Here is a 19,827-nt window from a genome sequence, read left to right as displayed (position 1 = left end):
GCGCCAACCGCCATCACTGCGGGCAGCGCCAGTAGAACCGGACGGGTAAGCCCGTCACAGCAGTCAATGAGCGGCCGGAGCAGGACGGTTCCCCAGGGAGCCGGCAGCGCCGGTAAGTGAGGTGGTACCGCGGTGGGCGTGGAGTCCGGAAGGACAACACGGCAGCCGTCCTCGCATCCTGAACGGAACGAACGGCGCAAGCCGGCAGTTCGCCAAGCTCAACCCAGGATGTCGAGAGAATGACGTATTACCCCAAGGCCTCAGCCTCCGCCAGTGGCACGCGCGGCGTTTCCGCCTCCGTGAAGTTTCCGGAAATCGAAGAACGCATCCTCAAGTACTGGGACCAGGACGGCACCTTCCAGGCCAGCATCGACCAGCGCAGCGCGGACGCCCCCGGCGGTGAACCCGGCAGCAATGAATTCGTCTTCTACGACGGCCCGCCGTTCGCCAACGGCCTGCCGCACTACGGCCACCTGCTCACCGGGTACGCCAAGGACCTGGTGGGCCGCTACCAGACGCAGCGCGGCAAGCGCGTGGAGCGCCGCTTCGGCTGGGACACCCACGGGCTGCCTGCCGAGCTGGAAGCCATGAAGCAGCTCGGCATGACGGACAAGACCCAGATCGAAGCCATGGGCATCGACAAGTTCAACGACGCCTGCCGCGCCTCCGTCATGAAGTACGCCGACGAGTGGCGCAGCTACGTCACCCGCCAGGCCCGCTGGGTGGACTTCGACAACGACTACAAGACCCTCAACGTTGAGTACATGGAGTCCGTCCTCTGGGCGTTCAAACAGCTGCACGAAAAGGGGCTGACCTACAACGGCTACCGCGTGCTGCCCTACTGCTGGAAGGACGAGACGCCGCTGTCCAACCATGAGCTGCGCATGGACGACGACGTCTACAAGAACCGCCAGGACCAGACCGTCACCGTGACGTTCCCCCTCCTCGCCGGTGAGTCCGAACTTTCCCGGCAGCTGGAAGGGGTGCAGGCCCTCGCCTGGACCACCACCCCCTGGACCCTGCCCACGAACGCGGCGCTCGCCGTCGGGCCTTCCATCACCTACGCCGTCCTGCCGGCCGGCCCCAACGGGATCAAGGCCGCCTCCGCGGACGTGCCGGTCAGCGGCAGCTTCCTGCTCGCCGCCGACCTGCTGGGGAGCTATGCCAAGGACCTCGGATACGACGATTTCGAGGCAGCCCAGGCCGCCGTAGTCTCCACCCACACCGGCGCCGAGCTGGAGGGCCTTGCCTACCAGCCGCTGTGGCAGGACTTCAGCGACAACGAAAAGTACGGCATGGAAAATGCCTGGCGGATCCTGGTGGCCGACTACGTCACCACCACCGACGGCACCGGCGTCGTCCACCAGGCTCCGGCCTATGGCGAGGACGACCAGAAGGTCTGTGAAGAAGCAGGCATCCCGGTGGTCCTGTCCGTTGACGAGGGCGCCAGGTTCCTCCCGCTGTTCAAGCACGGCGACCTCCACGACATCGTGGGCCTGCAGGTTTTCGAGGCCAACAAACCCATCACCCAGGTGCTGCGCGCCCAGGGCCGGCTGGTCCGCCAGGCCAGCTACGAGCACAGCTACCCGCACTGCTGGCGCTGCCGCAACCCGCTGATCTACCGCGCCGTGTCCTCCTGGTACGTGGAGGTCACCAAGTTCAAGGACCGGATGTCCGAACTGAACCAGGAGATCAACTGGATCCCCGGCAACGTCAAGGACGGCCAGTTCGGCAAGTGGCTGGAAAACGCCCGGGACTGGTCCATCAGCCGCAACCGGTACTGGGGCAGCCCCATCCCCGTGTGGCAGTCCACTGATCCGGAGTACCCGCGCACGGACGTGTACGGCTCCCTGGCAGAGATCGAGGCCGACTTCGGCCGCCTGCCGCTGAACAAGGACGGCCAGGTTGACCTGCACCGACCCTTCATCGACGAACTGACCAGGCCCAACCCGGACGATCCCCGCACGCCTGAAGAGGGCCAGTCGGTGATGCGGCGCGTGGAGGACGTGCTGGACGTCTGGTTCGACTCCGGCTCCATGCCCTACGGCCAGGTGCACTACCCGTTCCAGAACGAGGCCTGGTTCGATACCCACAACCCGGCCGACTTCATCGTGGAGTACATCGGCCAGACCCGCGGCTGGTTCTACATGCTGCACATCCTGTCCACCGCTTTGTTTGACCGGCCGGCGTTCCGGAACGTCATCAGCCACGGCATCGTGCTCGGCTCGGACGGGCAGAAGATGTCCAAGAGCCTGCGCAACTACCCGGACGTCTCCGAGGTGCTGGACCGTGACGGCTCGGACGCCATGCGCTGGTTCCTGATGTCCAGCCCGATCCTCCGGGGCGGCAACCTGGTGGTCACCGAGCAGGGAATCCGCGACGGCGTCCGCCAGGTCATCCTGCCGCTGTGGAACGTGTACAGCTTCTTCACGCTCTACACGAACGCCGCCGCCGGTGGCAGCGGCTATGACGCCAGGCTCCGCTATGACGGCTACACCGACATGCTGGACCGGTACTTGCTGGCCAACACCGGCGAGCTGGTCCGGAACATGACGGCACAGCTGGACACCTACGACATCTCGGGCGCCTGCGACGAACTGCGCAGCTACCTGGACATGCTGACCAACTGGTACGTCCGCCGGAGCCGGCAGCGGTTCTTTGACGAGGACCAGGACGCTTTTGACGCACTGTTCACCGCGCTGGAAACCGTCACCCGGGTGGCGGCTTCCCTCCTGCCGCTGGTCTCCGAGGAAATCTGGCGCGGCCTCACCGGCGGCCGCTCGGTACACCTGGCCGACTGGCCCGATGCCGGCCTGTTCCCTGCGAACCCGGACCTGGTGCAGGCCATGGACAAGGTGCAGCAGATCTGCTCCACCGGATCCTCGCTCCGCAAGGCAGCTAACCTGCGCGTCCGCCTGCCGCTGCAGGAACTGACCGTGGTGGCACCCGGTGCCGATGCGCTGGCCGGCTTTGCCGCCGTCGTCGCGGACGAACTCAACCTCCGCTCGGTCCGCCTGCTGGACGCCGCCACGGCCTCCCCGGAGGAGTTTGGGATCCAGCAGAAGCTGGTGGTCAACGCACGCGCTGCCGGCCCGCGGCTGGGCAAGAATGTCCAGGCCGCCATCAAGGGCGCCAAGTCCGGTGACTGGTCGGTGGACGATGCAGGCCTGGTGGTGGCCGGGGGGCTGCAGCTGGAACCGCAGGAGTACACGCTGGAGACGGTGGTGGCAGAGTCCGACGGCGGTTCTGCTTCCGTCGCGGTCCTCCCCGGCGGCGGGTTTGTGGTCCTCAACACCGAGGTCACGCCCGAGTTGGAGGCTGAAGGCCTGGCCCGGGACATGGTCCGCTCCATCCAGCAGGCACGCAAGGACGCCGGACTGAATGTCAGCGACCGGATCCGGACCTCCGTGACTGCCCGGCAGAACGTCGTCGACGCCCTGCTGGCCAACGCGGACCTGGTGAAGGGCGAGACCCTTACCGTGGACCTCGCGGCAGAACCCGCGGACGTTGCCGAACCGGCTGTCACCGTCGAAAAAGTAGAGGCCTGAATCCATGACTGACGAATTTTCCGTAGAGAGCGTCTACGCCGAACTGCTGGGCCGGGCGCCGGAGAACAAGATGGAGCCGCGGCTGGCCCCGTTGTTCCGGGCCATGGACGTGCTGGGGGAGCCCAACAAGGCGTACCCGATCATCCACGTGACCGGGACCAACGGCAAGACTTCCACGGCCCGCATGATCGAATCGGTGTTGCGGGCCCACGGCCTCAGCACCGGGCGGTACACCAGCCCGCACCTGTCCAAGGTGACCGAGCGCATCAGCATCGACGGGCAGCCTGTCTCCGATGAAACGTTCGTCCGGATCTGGGACGAAATCCGGCCGTACCTGCAGATTGTGGACGCGGAACTGGAAGCGGACGGGCAGCCGCGCCTGACCTACTTCGAATGCCTCACCATCCTCGGCTTTGCCATCTTCGCGGACCAGCCCGTCAACGTGGCGGTCATCGAAGTGGGACTCGGCGGCATCACGGATGCCACCAACGTGGGCGACGGACAGGTTTCGGTGGTCACGCCCATCTCGCTGGACCACACGGACCTGCTGGGGGACACCACCGAGGACATCGCCCACGAAAAGGCCGGGATCATCAAACCCGGCGGCTACCTCGTCAGCGCGGCCCAGCCCCTTGACGCGGCGCAGGTCCTGCTGGAGAAGGCCAAGGACGTTGGTGTTCCCTTCAAATTCGAAGGCGTGGAGTTCGGCGTCGAGTCCCGCACCGTGGCAGTGGGTGGCCAGATGGTCACCATCCAGGGCATCGCCGGGCGCTACCCTGACTTGCTGGTGCCGCTGCACGGAGCCCACCAGGCACAAAACGCCGCCGTAGCGGTGGCAGCCCTGGAAGCCTTCTTCGGTGGTGAAAAGGAACTCGGCTTCGACGTGCTGCAGGAAGGATTTGCCGCCGTCACCTCCCCGGGCCGGCTCGAAGTGGTCCGCACGGCACCCACCATCGTGGTGGACGCCGCCCACAACCCCGACGGCGTCAAAGTGTCGGCAGCCGCCCTTCAGGAAGCGTTCACCTTCACCAGGCTGGTGCCGGTGGTGGGAATCCTCAAGGAAAAGGACGCCGAGGAAATCCTTCGCCAGCTCAAGGAATCCCTGGGCGGCATGGCCGAGGAGTACTGCTTCACGCAGTCGAACTCCCCGCGGGCGGTCCCGGCGGCCGAACTTGCCGAACTGGCCATTGACCTTGGCTTCGGTGAGGACAACGTGCACGTGGAGGAAAAGCTCGACGACGCCCTGGAGTGGGCTGTGGAACGCGCCGAAGCCAACGACGACCTTTCCGGCGGCGTGCTGGTGACCGGCTCCATCACCCTGGTGGCCGAAGCCCGGATCCTGCTCGGAAAGACAGAGGCGTAGGCCGTGGCCAGGCTGACGAAGGCCCAGCGCGAATGGCGGCCGGGCATGCCCAAGAAGCGCCGCTCCACCAAGGTGATGTTTGCCTCCACCGTGCTGCTGCTGGAAGCTTTCGTGATGTTTTTCGCCACCCTGGCGGTGTTCGGGCTGCGCCGGGGGGAATTCCCCCCGGCGCTGATCCTGGGCACCGGCATCGCTCTGAGCGTGGTGATGATCGCGGCGTGTGCCTTCCTCAGCAAGCCCTGGGGGATTGGACTGGGCTGGATCCTGCAGCTCGTCCTGATCCTCACCGGAATTCTCGAGCCGGCCATGTTCCTGGTGGGAGCCCTGTTCGCCCTTGCCTGGTGGTACGGGATCCGGACGGGCATGCGGCTGGACCGGGAAGCCGGCCAGCGGGCCCGCGAGCAGTCTGAATGGGAAGCGGCCCATCCGGACCAGGCCGCCGGGCCGGGGCAGCAGCCCCAGTCCCCGTAGACTTGTCCCCGAAACCCATCCCAACGCATTGGAGCAGTTGTGACTACTGAGCGCACCCTCGTCCTGATCAAGCCCGACGGCGTCGCCCGTAACCTCACCGGCGCCATCCTGGCCCGGATCGAAGCCAAGGGCTACACCCTGGCTGAACTGAAGAAGGTGGACGCCACCCGCGAACTGCTGGAACAGCACTACGAGGAGCACGTGGGCAAGCCCTTCTACGAGCCCCTGGTGGAATTTATGCTCAGCGGCCCGGTCGTGGCAGCCATCTTCGAAGGCCACCGCGCCATTGAAGGCTTCCGCTCCCTCGCCGGCACCACCGACCCCACCACTGCCGCCCCCGGCACCATCCGCGGCGACTTTGGCCGCGACTGGGGTTTGAAGGTCCAGCAGAACCTGGTGCACGGTTCCGATTCCACCGACTCCGCCGAGCGTGAAATCAAGATCTGGTTCCAGGGCTGACATCCCGGCGCGCACACAAAAAAGCCCCCGCTTCTGGCGAATTCTAGGGGTCGTTGCAACACCTGTTGGTTAGGTGGTTAGTAGTAGATCACGTAAACGCTCGGCTGGAGTATTCCAGCCGAGCGTTTTGCGTGGGCGGCCGTTGAGTTCCTGCGCGACGTGTTCGAGATCTTCGGGTCCGTAGACGGACAGGTCGGTGCCTTTGGGGAAGTACTGGCGCAGGAGCCCGTTGGTGTTCTCGTTGGAGCCGCGTTGCCAGGGGCTGGCGGGATCGCAGAAGTAGACGGGCATGTCGGTGGCAAGGGTGAATGATTTGTGGGTGGCCATTTCCGCGCCCTGGTCCCAGGTCAGGGAGCCTCGCAGGTGGGCCGGCAGGGTGGTCATGGTTTTGACGAGTCCGTCGCGGACTGTTTCGGCGGTGTGGTCATTTGGCAGGTGGATGAGCATTACGTAGCGGGTGGTGCGTTCGACCAGGGTCGCGATCGCTGACTGGTTGTAGGCGCCGGTGATGAGGTCCCCTTCCCAATGGCCTGGCACGGCGCGGTCCTCGATCTCAGGCGGGCGCTCGGAAATCATGACCATCGGGTCCACAAACCGGGGAGTGCGCTGCTCGCCGCTGCGGTGGGGTTTGCGGCGGGTCCGGCCGGTGCGCAGGGCTGCCTGGATTTCGCGTTTGAGTCCGCCTCTGGCCTGGACGTAGAGGGCTTGATAAATCGTCTCTGGGCTCACACGCATCTCCGGTTGGTCAGGGAACTCTCCGACCAGCGTGTGGCTGATCTGCTCCGGAGACCAGCGTAGGAGCAGCTTGTCCTTCACGTAGTCACGCAGGTCCGAGTCGCCTGCGAGTTTGGCCGCCTTGGGCCGCGTCCGGCGGGCAGCGGCAGCACGGTGCGCCGCATAGGGCTGGTAACCGTCGTTCCGTCCGTTGCGGGCGAGCTCACGGCTGATGGTGGACGGTGACCTGCCCAGCGCGGCAGCGATGGCCTGCTGCGAGGCACCGTGTCCGGACAGGTCCCGGATCCGCTCCCGGTCCTCCAGAGACAGGTAGCGCGGATCAATGGGTTTTTCCAGTGCGGTGATGCCCGGGGCGGGCATAGCCATTACGCCGGCCGGGGTGTCAAAGGAGTTCACTCCCCGTTTGTAGTCGATCACCCATCCGTCAGGGTAAATGCGTCGATTGCTCGACTTCCGGATTCCCTGGTCCCAGTCCCTGGCCGTGCGAATGTTCACGCCAACTGTCCGTGCCGCTTCACGACGGGAAACACCGGCCTTGCGCAGCCGGAAGAACTCTTCCCTTCCCGGATGCGGGCCGGCGCCCGGAGTCCCGCGGCCTCTCAGACCGGCTTTCCTGACCCAGCCAGCGCATGTGTTGGCATTGAGTTCCAGCTCCCTGGCCGCTGCCCTCGTACTTCCAAGACGGTCAAAAACCGCGAAAAACGCAGCCTTCTGATCCTGGCCCGAACGCACTCCACTTGATGATTCACGGCTTAAACGAGACACGGTCGTTGCAACTCCCAAAATTCTGGATGTTGCAACGACCGCTAGAACCCAAGTTCTTCGGAAACGGGGGCTTTTCTGTGGTTTAGAACCCCGAGGTTCCCGCGAAGACCTGGATGAAGGCGAAGAAGATGGTGGCGATCACGGCCACATAGAGCAGCGCGGTGATGATCCAGCCGGAGTCGCCCAGGACGCGCGCTGCGTTCGCCGGCACCGGGATCACCCCGGCGGTGACGTTCCGGATGGTCACCCAGACGAAGAGTGGAATCATGGCCGCCCACACGATCATGCAGAACGGGCAAAGGATGTGGATGTCGTAGAGGGCCTGGGACCAGAGCCACACCACGAACGCGAATCCAAGCGTGACGCCGGCCTGCAGGCCCAGCCAGTACCAGCGGGCAAACGTTGCCCCGGCGAGCAGAGCCATGCCCACAGTGATGATGACGGCAAAAGCGACGATGCCGATAAACATGTTGGGGAAGCCGAACAGCGAGCTCTGCCACGTCTGCATCACCTGCCCGCAGGAGATCCACGGGTTCACATCGCACACGGTGGTGTGGTTCGGATCCTTGAGGACCTCGAGTTTTTCAAGGACCAGGGTTCCGGAGGCGAGCCAGCCGATGACTCCCGTAATCACCAGCAGCCAGCCGAAGGGCCGGTTCCGCGTCATGGGTGGAACGGCTCGTGCTGTCCTGGCGGCCGGACCGCTGTCCTGGTTCAGGCTCCGTTCCGGGGCAGGGGTGCCGCTGAGGGGGGAGATGCTGGGCATTGGTATGGCGTCCTTTTCATCCGGTGCTCCTTGCCCTGATTGTAACGCCGGACGCTGGAAGGACCGTCCAGCGATTGAGGGGCCGGGCCAACGGCACCGGCCGGCTTCCGCAGCGATTTACCCCGGGTATGAGAGAATGAACGTGGCTGGAAGCCGAACCACATTCGGACTCCGGTCCGGTGGCTTGTTCCCAAGACCGCCAATGATGAGCAGGGCAGGCATCGGTTCCACCGAGGCAGTCTCCCGCGACTCCATTGGGCGGCACCTGGTTGTGGCACGTAGAACAACGGGTTTTTAGAACATCCTGCCGGCCCCCACGGGCTGCCGCACCCCACTGCCGGTGCGAACCTGGGGGTATCCATTTGACTTCTGTCAACGCCTGCGGGTTTTGACAATATGTGCCCCAATGGGTGCCGGATGTGGCGGTACGTCAGGGGCAGGAGTGTTGCCACATATGGATAATGACCAAGTTTCAACCGTTAATGAAGTACCGGCCACGGAGGCTGAAGCCGCGCCGAAGAAAGCCACCAGGACCCGGCGTAAAGCCGTACCCAAGGCCGATGACGCCCTGATCCCCGTCCCCGATGCCGAGGAAGCAGGCGCACCGGAGGCCAAGGCTCCCGCCCGACGCACGCGCTCCCGCAAGAAGGAGGACGTCGCTCAGCCGCTGCCGGCATTTGCAGGGGAAGCAGCACCGGAAGCAGCGCAGGCCTCCGACGATGTTCAGGCCGCGGATGGTGCACCGGAAACTCCCGCGCTTCCGGCCGAGGAAGCCGCCCCGGAGGTCGAGCCCGAGGCGAAGCCGGTCCGCCGCCGCCGGGTGGCCACCCGCAAAGCCTCCGCGCCGGTGGCAGCCGAAGCGGTCCCCGCCACGGCATCCGAACCCGCAGTTGCAGAACCGCTTGCTGCGGCCCCTGTCCCGTCTGACGGCGAGGCCGGCGAGGCACCTGCAGTAGAGGCCCCTGCAGAAGATGCCGTAGTAGAAGACGCCGCAGCAGAACAAGCTTCAGCCGTAGAAGCACCAGCCGCGGAAGCGCCCGCAGAGCGGGCTCCCCAGGCGCAGCCGGCTGCCGGCGCTCCCGTGGAAGCAGCATCGAAGGAGCAGGCTCCTGCCGCAACCTCCAGCCCGTTTGGCTCCCTCTTCCTGGAACCCGCTTCCCCCACCTCCGTGCTGTTCCAGGCCCCGGACCTGAGCACCGTGGTGCGCCCGGCACCTGCCGCCGCCGTGGAAGCAGGCGAGGATGAAACCGAAGACAGCGACACCGATGACGCCAACGGCCGCCGCAGGCGCCGGGGCCGCAGCCGCCGTAACCGGAACCGCCCCGGCGAGGGTGAGGACGCTGATCTTGAAGGCAGCGAGGAGGCCGACGCCGATGCCTCCGGCGACGCCGACGAGGAGACCGCGGGGCAGCTGGAGGACGGCGTCACGTCCCGTCGTCGTCGTCGCCGCCGCCGGGGCGACCAGGACCTTGAGCTGACGGGCGGGGGAGAAGACGACCCGCCCAACACGGTCACCCGCGTCCGTGCACCCCGCACGGTGAGTGAACCCGCCGTCAGCAACCGGGTCACCAGCGTCAAGGGTTCCACCCGCCTGGAGGCGAAGAAGCAGCGCCGGCGCGAATCACGCGACACCGGCCGCCGCCGCACCGTCATCACCGAAGCGGAGTTCCTGGCCCGCCGCGAATCAGTGGACCGGCAGATGATCGTCCGCCAGCGCGACGATAGAATCCAGATCGCCGTCCTCGAGGACGGTGTGCTGGCCGAGCATTTTGTGTCCAAGACGCAGCAGGACTCCCTGATCGGCAACGTGTACCTGGGCAAGGTCCAGAATGTGCTGCCGTCCATGGAAGCTGCCTTCGTGGACATCGGGCGCGGCCGTAACGCCGTCCTGTACGCCGGTGAAGTGAACTGGGAAGCCGTTAACCTCGAGGGCAAGCAGCGCCGGATTGAAAACGCGCTGAAGTCAGGCGATACCGTCCTGGTCCAGGTGACCAAGGACCCGGTGGGCCACAAGGGCGCCCGCCTGACCAGCCAGATCTCGCTGCCGGGCCGCTACCTGGTGTACGTACCCGGCGGTTCCATGACCGGCATCTCCCGCAAGCTGCCCGACGTCGAACGCAACCGCCTCAAGCGCATCCTGAAGGACCGCCTTCCGGAGCAGGCCGGCGTTATTGTGCGTACCGCCGCAGAGGGCGCGTCGGAGGAAGAGCTGACGCACGACATCAACCGGCTGCGCGCGCAGTGGGAGGGCATCGAGAGCCAGTCGAAGTCCACCAAGATCCTTGCCCCGGAGCTGCTCTACGGCGAGCCGGACCTCACCATCAAGGTGGTCCGCGACGTCTTCAACGAGGACTTTTCCAAACTGATCGTCTCCGGCGAGGAAGCCTGGGACACCATCGAGGCCTATGTCACGTACGTGGCTCCGGACCTGGTGGGCCGCCTCGAGAAGTGGACCAAGGACCAGGACATCTTCACGGCCTGGCGCATCGACGAGCAGATCCACAAGGCGCTGGAACGCAAGGTCTTCCTTCCTTCCGGCGGTTCGCTGGTGATCGACCGTACCGAAGCCATGACCGTGGTGGACGTCAACACGGGCAAGTTCACCGGCAGCGGCGGCAACCTCGAAGAGACGGTGACCAAGAACAACCTCGAGGCTGCGGAGGAAGTGGTCCGCCAGCTCCGGCTGCGCGACATCGGCGGCATCATCGTCATCGACTTCATCGACATGGTGCTCGAATCCAACCGCGACCTGGTACTCCGCCGGATGGTGGAATGCCTGGGCCGTGACCGCACCAAGCACCAGGTGGCAGAAGTGACCTCGCTGGGTCTGGTGCAGATGACGCGCAAGCGGATGGGTACCGGGCTGCTCGAAGTGTTTGGCGAGCAGTGCGAAACGTGCGCGGGCCGCGGCATCGTCACCCACGACGACCCCGTGGAGCACCGCCGGGCCAACATCGTGGCCGCCGAGCACCACGTCCAGCGCTCTGACAGCAGGCCGGAAGTCCGCAGCGAAGGCAGCCGCCCCGACAGCCAGCGTCCGGACAACAACCAGTCCGCTGCCCGCCCCGACCGCAAACGGCGGCGCGGCCGCAACGGCCAGCAGCCTGAAGCAGCGCCCGCTGCTGCCGTCCAGGTACACACCGTTCACCCCGACCCGTCGGACGCCGAGCGGCACGCCAAAGCGGAAGCCACCAGGCTTGCCCTGGCCAACATCGCCGCAGCGGCGCACGCAGCGCACGTGCACGACGATGAAGTGGCCGCAGCCAGGCAACAGGCCGTGGAGAAGCCCGACGCCGATACCCGGCCGGCTGCCGTGCTCACCTTCGGCGGCGAGAAGGTCGCGTTGCCGTTCGTTGAGCACGCGGACGAGCAGCAGCCGCGGCCGGCCCTGACCCTGGACCGGCTTGCAGAGGCTTTCGCCCACCTTGGCCAGCCGGCGACGACGGAACCCGAAGCGCAGCCGGCCCAGCAGCGCGTAGAAGCACCCGAGAAGGACTACAGCGACCACACGCTGGAGCAGTCGCGGCAACGGCGGCCCCGGCGCCACCGCAGTGCCAGCCGTGCCCAGGGTGCCGCCAACGAAACCGCCGTCGAGCAGCACGAGAACGTTGCTGCCGCCGGCACGGGCCATTCCCACCAGGCCAAGGCACCCGAGCCTGCCAGTACGGGAAACACGGGCACTGCAAACACAGGCGCCGGCACGCCGGCTGCGAAGCCAGCCGACGCGCCCATCATCCTGGGCGTAGGAGTTCCGGCCTCGGAGCTCTAAAGGGTCAAGTAACGCTGACTATCACCAGGAATGCCCGGCGGGCCACCAACCGTGGCCGGCCGGGCATTCCTGTATCTGCGCTCAAGGTGTCCCGGCTGCCAGCAGAATTCAAAGCCCGGCCGGTCGCACTGTGTCACCTTCTGCCTGCCGTCGTCAAAAAAAGCTAGGCTGGGGAACCGACACGGGGTGCCGCGCAGAGAGCCGGCTGAGATCCACACCCGTTGAACCTGTCCGGCTAGCACCGGCGAAGGGATGTCTCTTGTCTGCGACTCTTGCAATGCCCACTGCCACACCGTCACCGGCTCCGGCAACCTTTTTTCTGCCCGCCGCGCCGGGCCGCCCGATACCCCGGGTGCTTTCCATTGCCGGTTCCGATCCCTCCGGCGGCGCCGGCATCCAAGCCGACCTCAAAAGCATCGCGGCCTTCGGCGGCTACGGGATGGCCGTCATCACGGCCCTCACTGCCCAGAACACCCAGGGCGTCCGGTCCGTGCACGTACCACCTGCCGGGTTCCTGGCCGCGCAGCTTGACGCCGTCAGCGACGACATCGGCATCGATGCCGTCAAGATCGGAATGCTCGGCAGCGCGGAGGTGATCGAGGTGGTGGGGGACTGGCTCCGCAAGGTTCGTCCCGCCGTCGTGGTCCTGGACCCCGTAATGGTTGCCACCAGCGGCGACCGGCTGCTGCAGGAGTCCGCCGAAGCCGCGCTGCAGGCACTCCTGCCGCTGGCGCACCTCATCACCCCCAACCTGGCTGAGCTCGCAATGCTGGTTGGCGGCGAAGTCCAGCGGAGCTGGGCCGGCGCCCTGGAGCAGGGCCGCGCCCTCTCCGCCGCCACTGGGGCTACCGTGCTGGTCAAAGGCGGACACCTGGACGGCAACGAATGCCCGGACGCCCTGGTCAACACCGCGGGCCTGCTGTCCGGGGAAGTGGTAGTGCTGCAGGGGGAGCGCGTGGCTACCCGCAACAGCCACGGCACCGGCTGTTCGCTGTCCTCCGCGATGGCAGCTGCCCAGGCGCGGCTGGGGGACTGGGAGGCCTCGCTCCGCGAAGTCAAACCGTGGTTGGCCGGCGCCCTGGAAGCGTCCGGAACGTTGGAGGTGGGCAGCGGCAACGGCCCGGTCCACCACTTCCACCACCTGCAGCCACTTCCGTCCGAAGGGAGCTTCGCCGCACGGCTCTGGACCGACGCCCGCAAGGACCTGGATGACATCTACGCCCTGGACTTCATCCGCGGCCTGGCTTCCGGCAGCCTGGAGGAGAAGGAGTTCGCGTATTACCTCGCGCAGGACGCCATCTACCTGAACGGATATTCCCGCGTGCTGGCGCGGGCCAGTGCCTTGGCGCCAACGGAGGCTGAACAGCTCTTCTGGGCAGGCTCAGCCAGTCAGTGCCTGGAAGTCGAGTCCGAACTGCACCGCTCCTGGCTGAGCACCCGTTCCATCCAGCCCCAGCTCGGCCCGGTAACAAAGGCCTACGTCGACCACCTCACTGCAGCATCGGCGTCGGGCAGCTACGCGGTCCTGGCGGCCGCCGTCCTGCCCTGCTTCTGGCTTTACGCAGAGGTGGGCGCCACGCTGCACGCCCAGTTCCTGGCCGCCGGCGAACCTGCCGGGCACCCGTACGCCGCCTGGCTGCGCACGTACGCCGACGAGGACTTTGCCGCTGCCACCCGGCAGGCAATTGCCATCGTGGATGAGGCGGGGCGCAAGGCCTCGGCCGCGGACCGGGAGGCCATGATCACCGCGTTCAAGCAGTCCTGCCGCCTTGAAGTGGACTTCTTCGACGCGCCGCGCCTGCACTCCTGAGCAGTTGCCGGCGGGCGGACCGGTACTATGGTGGGGCAGGGTGCGGACGCCGGACCTGAGCTGTGGTACCTATCACAGCAAACCGCCGGGAACCAGCCTCATTTGCGGCCGAAGACAAAATTAGCGTATTCTGGATCTTCGGTGCTTACGCCAACACTTGGGTTATGACCCCACGGCGTTGAGGCACAGCGAGAAACCAGGCTTTTGATAGTCGGTTCCGCACGCAAATTTAGTTATAAACGTCGAGAGAAGTGAGTTCCCAAGTGGTGTACGCGATTGTCCGCGCAGGCGGCCGGCAAGAGAAGGTTTCCGTCGGAGACTTCGTTACCCTGAACCGCGTCGCCGGTGGAGCTGGCAGCACCATTCAGCTGCCCGCACTGCTCCTGGTTGACGGTGACAAGGTCACCACAGCCGCTGCTGACCTGGCCAAGGTAACCGTTACGGCTGAGATCCTGAACGACCTCCGTGGTCCGAAGATTGTCATCCAGAAGTTCAAGAACAAGACCGGTTACAAGAAGCGCCAGGGTCACCGTCAGGAACTGACCAAGGTCAAGATCACCGGTATCCAGTAACCTTCGTTACTGTTCAGGTTTTTCAGCAGATTCCCCAGAATTTAGAGGCAGGCATTTCAGATGGCACATAAAAAGGGCGCGAGCTCCACTCGCAACGGTCGTGATTCCAACGCTCAGTACCTCGGCGTCAAGCGCTTCGGCGGCCAGGTAGTTTCCGCAGGCGAGATCATCGTCCGCCAGCGCGGCACCCACTTCCACCCGGGCGCCGGCGTTGGCCGTGGCGGCGACGACACCCTGTTCGCACTGACCCCGGGAGCCGTTGAATTCGGTACCCGCCGCGGTCGTCGCGTCGTCAACATCGTTGCTGCTGCAGCTGCAGAGTAACAAATAGTTCTGAAGCGGTGGAGCGGGCCAGTTGGTCCGCTCCACTGTTCTTTTAACCGCATTACAATCTTCTTGGCGCCTGGCGGCGTCCAGGAAACAGCATTGAGGAGATCCACGTGGCCAGCTTTGTAGACCGGGTAGTACTGCACGTATCCGGCGGTAACGGCGGCAACGGGTGCGTCTCCGTCCACCGTGAGAAGTTCAAGCCACTCGGCGGTCCCGACGGCGGCGACGGCGGCAACGGCGGCGACGTGATCCTGCGCGTGGACCACCAGACGACCACCCTCCTCGACTACCACCACGCACCCCACCGCCACGCCACCAACGGCGGGCCCGGCATGGGTGACTGGCGCGGCGGCAAGAACGGCGAGACGCTCATCCTCCCCGTCCCGGACGGCACAGTCGTCAAGTCCAAGGACGGCACAGTCCTCGCGGACCTCGTAGGCGAAGGCGCCCAGTACGTGGCCGCGGCCGGCGGCATCGGCGGCCTGGGCAATGCTGCCCTTTCGTCGCAGAAACGGCGCGCCCCCGGTTTCGCCCTGCTCGGGATCGAAGGCGAATCCAGCGACATCGTCCTCGAGCTCAAATCCATCGCGGACATCGCCCTGGTGGGCTTCCCGTCCGCTGGCAAGTCCAGCCTTATCGCTGCCATGTCTGCCGCCCGGCCTAAAATCGCCGACTACCCGTTCACCACGCTCGTTCCCAACCTGGGCGTCGTCCAGGCGGGGGATGTGCGCTTCACCATCGCCGACGTCCCCGGCCTCATCGAAGGCGCCAGCGAGGGCAAGGGCCTGGGCCACCACTTCCTGCGCCACGTGGAGCGCTGCGCCGCGCTGGTCCACGTCCTGGACTGCGGCACCCTTGAATCGGACCGCGACCCCCTTTCGGACCTGGCCGTCATCGAGGCCGAACTCGAAAAGTACGCGGTGGACATGAGCTACGCCGGCCAGGACGGTGATGTGGTTCCGCTGAACCACCGCCCCCGACTGGTGGCTTTGAACAAGGTGGACCTGCCTGACGGCAAGGACATGGCTGATTTCGTGCGTCCGGAGCTTGAATCCCGCGGCTACCAGGTGTTCGAAGTCTCAGCCACCAGCCACGAGGGCCTGCGCCAGCTCGGCTTCGCCATGGCCGGAATCGTCAAGGCCGCGCGCGATGCCGTGGCAACCGCCCCGCCAAAGGTCCAGCCGGCTGTCCTGCGGCCGCGTGCTGTCAACGAATCCGGCTTCAAAATCCGCCGTGAGGAGAAGGGCCTGGAGCCGCTGTTCCGCGTCCTCGGCGAAAAGCCGGAACGCTGGGTCAAGCAAACGGACTTCACCAACGAAGAGGCCATCGGCTACCTGGCCGACCGCCTCGCCAAGCTCGGCGTGGAGACCGAACTGTTCAAGCAGGGCGCAAAGCCCGGCGACACCGTGGTGATCGGCGGGGACGACGGCGTGGTCTTCGACTGGGAGCCCACCATGATGGCCGGTGCCGAGCTCCTGGCGTCGCCCCGTGGTACCGACATCCGCTTCGCCGATATCGGCGACCGCCCCACCCGCGGCCAGAAGCGCGATGAGCAGCAGGAACGCAAGGACGCCAAGGCGGCGGCTCGGGCCGAACTTGAGGCAGAACGCAAGGCCGGCATCTGGACCGAGTCCGTGAGCAGCCGGCGGGTTGCCAAGCCACTCAAGGAGAGTGGACTGGACGCAGACAATGAGTTCTAGGGCTGCAGCCGCGGAGCCGCTTCCCCGGTCCGTGGACAGGAGCCTGCTCGCCAACGCGGGCAGGATCGTGGTCAAGGTCGGTTCGTCGTCGCTGACCAGTATCAAGGGCGGCATCTCCGAGGAGTCGCTGACTGCCCTCGCCAACGCCCTGGCAGCCAAGCGCAATACCGGCACGGAGATTATCCTCGTGTCCTCTGGTGCCATCGCCGCCGGCCTGGCCCCCCTGGGCCTGGCCAAGCGCCCGCGCGACCTCGCAACCCAGCAGGCCGCGGCCAGCGTGGGGCAGGGCCTGCTGATGGCCCGCTACACGCAGGCCTTCGGAGCGCACGGAGTGACAGTCAGCCAAGTGCTGCTCACAGCGGAGGACCTGATGCGGCGCAGCCAGCACACCAACGCCTTCCGTGCCCTGGACCGGCTGCTCAACCTCGGCGTGGTTCCCGTGGTCAACGAAAACGACACCGTGGCCACGCACGAAATCCGGTTCGGGGACAATGACCGCCTCGCCGCCCTGGTGGCCCACCTGGTGCGGGCCGATGCCCTGGTGCTGCTGTCCGACGTCGACTCCCTGTACGACGGACCGCCGTCCCTCGGCGCCAAGAGGATCCCGCTCGTTGAAGGCCCCCACGACCTCGAAGGCGTGTCCATCGGCAAAACCGGCAAAGCCGGCGTGGGCACCGGCGGCATGCAGACCAAAGTTGAGGCCGCCACTATGGCCGCCGGCTCCGGAATCCACGCGCTGGTCACCTCAACGCCCAACGCTGCCGCAGCCCTGAACGGCGAGGACGTGGGCACCTGGTTCACCGTCAACGGAGCGCGCAAGCCCGTCCGGCTGCTCTGGCTGGCCCATGTAGCATCCGTGCAGGGCCGCCTGGTCCTGGACGACGGCGCGGTCAAGGCTGTGCGGCACCACCGCACCTCCCTGCTCCCGGCAGGTATCTCCGCTGTGCACGGTGATTTCGAAGCGGGCGACGCCGTGGAGATAGCAAGTGCCGACGGCACCGTCATCGCGCGGGGACTCGTGAACTATTCGTCTGCCGAACTGCCGCAGATGCTGGGGCGCTCTACCCGGGACCTGGGCGAGGCCCTCGGCAGCGGCTACGACCGTGAAGTTGTTCACGTAGATGACCTGGTGCTGGTTTGAGCCCCGGGCTCGCCTAAACTTGGAACATGACTGAGGCCCTGATCCACAAGACTGCCGAAAATTCCGGAGATACCGCTGCTGCTTCCACAGTGCAGCCGGCCGGTTCATCCGCAGCAGAGGTCCCGGCCGAGGCTCCGGTTTCCGGCAGCGGTGATGTCGAAGCAGCGGTCCACGCCATCGCCGACCGTTCCCGCCATGCGGCGAGGCGGATGGCCATGGCAAACCGTGCCTGGAAGGACCGCGCCCTTCGTGCGGTCGGGGCTGCACTCCAGGCCAACACGGCCGCCATTCTCGCTGCCAACGCCGATGATGTCGTGGCAGGCAAAGCCAACGGCACCTCCACAGCAATGCTGGACCGGCTCACGCTGACCGAGGCCCGGATTGCCGGGCTTGTCGCTGCCCTGGAGAACCTGGCAAACCTCCCTGATCCCGTGGGCAACGTGGTCCGCGGGCAGACTCTTCCCAACGGGCTGCGCCTGCGCCAGGTCAACGTCCCCATGGGTGTGGTTGCCGCCATCTATGAGGCACGGCCCAACGTCACGGTGGATATCGCAGGACTTGCCCTCAAGAGTGGCAACGCGGTGATCCTGCGCGGTGGCAGCGCCGCCGAGGCCACCAATAAAGTCCTGGTCCGCGTACTGCGCGAGGCACTGGAATCGGTCGGCCTGCCTGCCGACGCCGTGCAGACCGTGGACCAGTACGGGCGCGCCGGTGCCAACGTCCTCATGCGCGCCCGCGGCAGGGTGGACGTGCTCATTCCCCGCGGCGGCCGCGACCTCATCCAGGCAGTGGTCACCAACTCCGCCGTCCCCGTCATCGAGACGGGCGAGGGGAACGTGCACATCTTCATTGACGAGTCCGCCAGCGAAGACATGGCAGTGGAGATCCTCCTGAACGCCAAGACCCAGCGTCCCAGCGTGTGCAACACGGTGGAAACCCTGCTGGTCCACTCCGGCTCCACGGTGCTGGCCGCCGTCGCCACGGCCCTCACCAAGGCCGGCGTCCGGCTGCACGCCGACGAACGAATTCGCGCTGCCCTTCCCGCGTCAATCGAGTCGGAACCGGCCACGGACGAGGACTGGGGCACCGAGTACATGGACCTCGACCTTGCCGTTGCCATGGTGGACAGCCTCGACGAAGCCGTGCAGCATATCCGCACCTGGACCACGGGTCACACCGAAGCGATCCTCACCAACAACCTGTCCAATGCCGAGCGGTTCATCGCCGAAGTGGACTCCGCTGCGGTGATCGTCAACGCTTCCACCCGGTTCACCGACGGCGGGGAACTGGGCCTTGGTGCGGAGGTGGGCATCTCCACCCAGAAGCTGCACGCCCGCGGCCCCATGGGCCTGACCGAGCTCACCACTACCAAGTGGATCGTGCAGGGCGAGGGCCAGGTCCGCGGGTAGCAACGCGGTAACATAGACCAGAAGTCAGAAACGGCGGAGCTTTCCGCTGCCACAATCCTTTGAGCACTAGGGGAGAACATGCTGTTCCAGCAGATTGCCACAACCGTCGCCGAGGGCGGAGAACATGAACAGCTCGCGCCGCTGTGGGCCGAGCCGTGGGTCTTCGGCGTCAGCATTTTCGGCATTTTCCTGGTGCTGATGTTCATCACCTTGTCCTACAACAACCTGGGCAACCGCCACTCTGCCACTGAGGAGCACGCGGATCCGCACCGCCAGCACCCGAACAAGCACGATCACGGGCAGGGCCACTAACATTTCCCGCGCTCTGCACCGTAACGGTGCCAATGGCAGGCTGCGTCTGGGCGTGATGGGCGGGACGTTTGATCCCATCCATCACGGCCACCTCGTGGCAGCCAGTGAAGTGGCTGCCGAGTTCGACCTGGACGAGGTGGTCTTTGTCCCCACCGGGCAGCCGTGGCAGAAGGCCCACAAGCATGTCACTGAGGCGGAGCACCGGTACCTGATGACCGTCATCGCCACCGCCTCCAATCCCCGGTTCACAGTGAGCAGGGTTGACGTGGACCGTCCGGGGACCACCTACACCATTGACACCCTGCGTGACCTCCGCGCCCAGCGCCCGGAGGCGGACCTGTTCTTCATCACCGGAGCAGACGCCATGGCGCAGATCCTGTCCTGGAAGGACATCGACGAACTGTGGTCACTGGCCCATTTCGTTGGCGTCACCAGGCCGGGGCACGTGCTCGATGGCATGGGCCGGACGGATGTCAGCCTGCTGGAGGTGCCGGCGATGGCCATCTCCTCCACGGACTGCCGTTCCCGCGTGGCCGCGAACAATCCCGTCTGGTACCTCGTTCCTGACGGGGTGGTGCAGTACATCGCCAAGTACGGCCTTTACCTGGAGGATCCGGCAGGCGCGAAGGCTCCAACCTCCGAAGCAAGCGAACCAGCCAGCACTGAATGAGTTCTCA

The 19,827-nt window shown here is 65.9% G+C and carries 15 protein-coding genes and 1 riboswitch; of the genes, 13 read left to right on the top strand and 2 right to left on the bottom strand.

Going from position 1 to position 19,827, the window contains the following annotated elements; genetic code table 11:
• Positions 1 to 239 precede the first annotated feature (239 nt).
• The 4 genes from ileS to ndk are packed head-to-tail and all read left to right on the top strand — an operon-like array spanning position 240 to position 5,841.
• A complete protein-coding gene (gene ileS, locus QFZ36_RS03695) occupies positions 240 to 3,548 on the top strand; it encodes an isoleucine--tRNA ligase (RefSeq protein WP_306634025.1) in 3,309 nt (1,102 codons plus the stop codon).
• Between the two features lie 4 nt (positions 3,549 to 3,552).
• Positions 3,553 to 4,911 carry a bifunctional folylpolyglutamate synthase/dihydrofolate synthase gene (locus tag QFZ36_RS03690; protein ID WP_306634020.1) on the top strand — a complete coding sequence of 453 codons (1,359 nt, stop codon included), beginning with the start codon at positions 3,553 to 3,555 and terminating at the stop codon, positions 4,909 to 4,911.
• Positions 4,912 to 4,914: 3 nt separating this feature from the next.
• Positions 4,915 to 5,382 (top strand): DUF4233 domain-containing protein, encoded by a 468-nt coding sequence (locus QFZ36_RS03685; protein ID WP_306634019.1) that lies wholly within the window; start codon positions 4,915 to 4,917, stop codon positions 5,380 to 5,382.
• A gap of 39 nt (positions 5,383 to 5,421) precedes the next feature.
• Positions 5,422 to 5,841 (top strand): nucleoside-diphosphate kinase, encoded by a 420-nt coding sequence (gene ndk, locus QFZ36_RS03680; RefSeq protein ID WP_306634018.1) that lies wholly within the window; start codon positions 5,422 to 5,424, stop codon positions 5,839 to 5,841.
• Between the two features lie 69 nt (positions 5,842 to 5,910).
• Here the strand turns inward: ndk and QFZ36_RS03675 are convergent, their stop codons facing one another.
• Both QFZ36_RS03675 and QFZ36_RS03670 read right to left on the bottom strand, forming a co-directional pair.
• On the bottom strand, positions 5,911 to 7,119 hold the full coding sequence (locus tag QFZ36_RS03675) for an IS30 family transposase (RefSeq protein ID WP_444964486.1): 1,209 nt from the start codon (positions 7,117 to 7,119) through the stop codon (positions 5,911 to 5,913).
• 304 nt (positions 7,120 to 7,423) lie between these two features.
• On the bottom strand, positions 7,424 to 8,107 hold the full coding sequence (locus QFZ36_RS03670; protein WP_306634016.1) for a vitamin K epoxide reductase family protein: 684 nt from the start codon (positions 8,105 to 8,107) through the stop codon (positions 7,424 to 7,426).
• Between the two features lie 454 nt (positions 8,108 to 8,561).
• Between QFZ36_RS03670 and QFZ36_RS03665 the strand changes: the two genes are divergently transcribed.
• From QFZ36_RS03665 to nadD, 9 genes are all read left to right on the top strand, one after another.
• Complete coding sequence (locus QFZ36_RS03665) at positions 8,562 to 11,876, top strand: ribonuclease E/G (protein ID WP_306634015.1); 3,315 nt, start codon at positions 8,562 to 8,564, stop codon at positions 11,874 to 11,876.
• A gap of 172 nt (positions 11,877 to 12,048) precedes the next feature.
• Positions 12,049 to 12,146, top strand: a riboswitch (TPP riboswitch).
• A 7-nt stretch (positions 12,147 to 12,153) separates the two neighbouring features.
• On the top strand, positions 12,154 to 13,686 hold the full coding sequence (locus QFZ36_RS03660) for a bifunctional hydroxymethylpyrimidine kinase/phosphomethylpyrimidine kinase (RefSeq protein WP_306634013.1): 1,533 nt from the start codon (positions 12,154 to 12,156) through the stop codon (positions 13,684 to 13,686).
• Positions 13,687 to 13,949: 263 nt separating this feature from the next.
• Positions 13,950 to 14,258 carry a 50S ribosomal protein L21 gene (gene rplU, locus QFZ36_RS03655; protein WP_306639081.1) on the top strand — a complete coding sequence of 103 codons (309 nt, stop codon included), beginning with the start codon at positions 13,950 to 13,952 and terminating at the stop codon, positions 14,256 to 14,258.
• 60 nt (positions 14,259 to 14,318) lie between these two features.
• Positions 14,319 to 14,582: a 50S ribosomal protein L27 gene (gene rpmA / locus QFZ36_RS03650; protein WP_009372867.1), complete on the top strand. Its 264-nt coding sequence runs from the start codon at positions 14,319 to 14,321 to the stop codon at positions 14,580 to 14,582.
• Between the two features lie 116 nt (positions 14,583 to 14,698).
• A complete protein-coding gene (obgE, locus tag QFZ36_RS03645; RefSeq protein ID WP_306634012.1) occupies positions 14,699 to 16,288 on the top strand; it encodes a GTPase ObgE in 1,590 nt (529 codons plus the stop codon).
• The gene (gene proB / locus QFZ36_RS03640) at positions 16,278 to 17,429 is read left to right on the top strand and encodes a glutamate 5-kinase (protein WP_306634011.1); all 1,152 of its coding nucleotides are present in this window, start codon (positions 16,278 to 16,280) and stop codon (positions 17,427 to 17,429) included. Before obgE ends, proB begins: the two co-directional genes overlap by 11 nt.
• 26 nt (positions 17,430 to 17,455) lie before the next feature.
• A complete protein-coding gene (locus tag QFZ36_RS03635; RefSeq protein ID WP_306634010.1) occupies positions 17,456 to 18,838 on the top strand; it encodes a glutamate-5-semialdehyde dehydrogenase in 1,383 nt (460 codons plus the stop codon).
• Between the two features lie 78 nt (positions 18,839 to 18,916).
• A complete protein-coding gene (locus QFZ36_RS03630; RefSeq protein WP_306634008.1) occupies positions 18,917 to 19,150 on the top strand; it encodes a hypothetical protein in 234 nt (77 codons plus the stop codon).
• 55 nt (positions 19,151 to 19,205) lie between these two features.
• Positions 19,206 to 19,820, top strand: coding sequence for a nicotinate-nucleotide adenylyltransferase (gene nadD / locus QFZ36_RS03625; protein ID WP_373427013.1), 615 nt, complete (start codon positions 19,206 to 19,208; stop codon positions 19,818 to 19,820).
• The last annotated feature ends 7 nt before the right edge of the window (positions 19,821 to 19,827 follow it).

The organism is Pseudarthrobacter siccitolerans, from assembly GCF_030823375.1.
GTDB classification, from domain to species: domain Bacteria; phylum Actinomycetota; class Actinomycetes; order Actinomycetales; family Micrococcaceae; genus Arthrobacter; species Arthrobacter siccitolerans_A.
Note: the sequence above shows the minus strand (reverse complement) of the source record. Positions and strands in the feature narration are given on the sequence as shown.

Bases quoted from the DNA above. Each gene is read 5' to 3' on its own strand.
- QFZ36_RS03665 (WP_306634015.1), top strand. From the start codon at position 8,562: ATGGATAATGACCAAGTTTCAACCGTTAATGAAGTACCGGCCACGGAG.
- rpmA (WP_009372867.1), top strand. From the start codon at position 14,319: ATGGCACATAAAAAGGGCGCGAGCTCCACTCGCAACGGTCGTGATTCC.
- QFZ36_RS03660 (WP_306634013.1), top strand. From the start codon at position 12,154: ATGCCCACTGCCACACCGTCACCGGCTCCGGCAACCTTTTTTCTGCCC.
- ileS (WP_306634025.1), top strand. From the start codon at position 240: ATGACGTATTACCCCAAGGCCTCAGCCTCCGCCAGTGGCACGCGCGGC.
- QFZ36_RS03670 (WP_306634016.1), bottom strand. From the start codon at position 8,107: ATGCCCAGCATCTCCCCCCTCAGCGGCACCCCTGCCCCGGAACGGAGC.
- nadD (WP_373427013.1), top strand. From the start codon at position 19,206: ATGGGCGGGACGTTTGATCCCATCCATCACGGCCACCTCGTGGCAGCC.
- QFZ36_RS03690 (WP_306634020.1), top strand. From the start codon at position 3,553: ATGACTGACGAATTTTCCGTAGAGAGCGTCTACGCCGAACTGCTGGGC.
- QFZ36_RS03635 (WP_306634010.1), top strand. From the start codon at position 17,456: ATGACTGAGGCCCTGATCCACAAGACTGCCGAAAATTCCGGAGATACC.
- QFZ36_RS03630 (WP_306634008.1), top strand. From the start codon at position 18,917: ATGCTGTTCCAGCAGATTGCCACAACCGTCGCCGAGGGCGGAGAACAT.
- proB (WP_306634011.1), top strand. From the start codon at position 16,278: ATGAGTTCTAGGGCTGCAGCCGCGGAGCCGCTTCCCCGGTCCGTGGAC.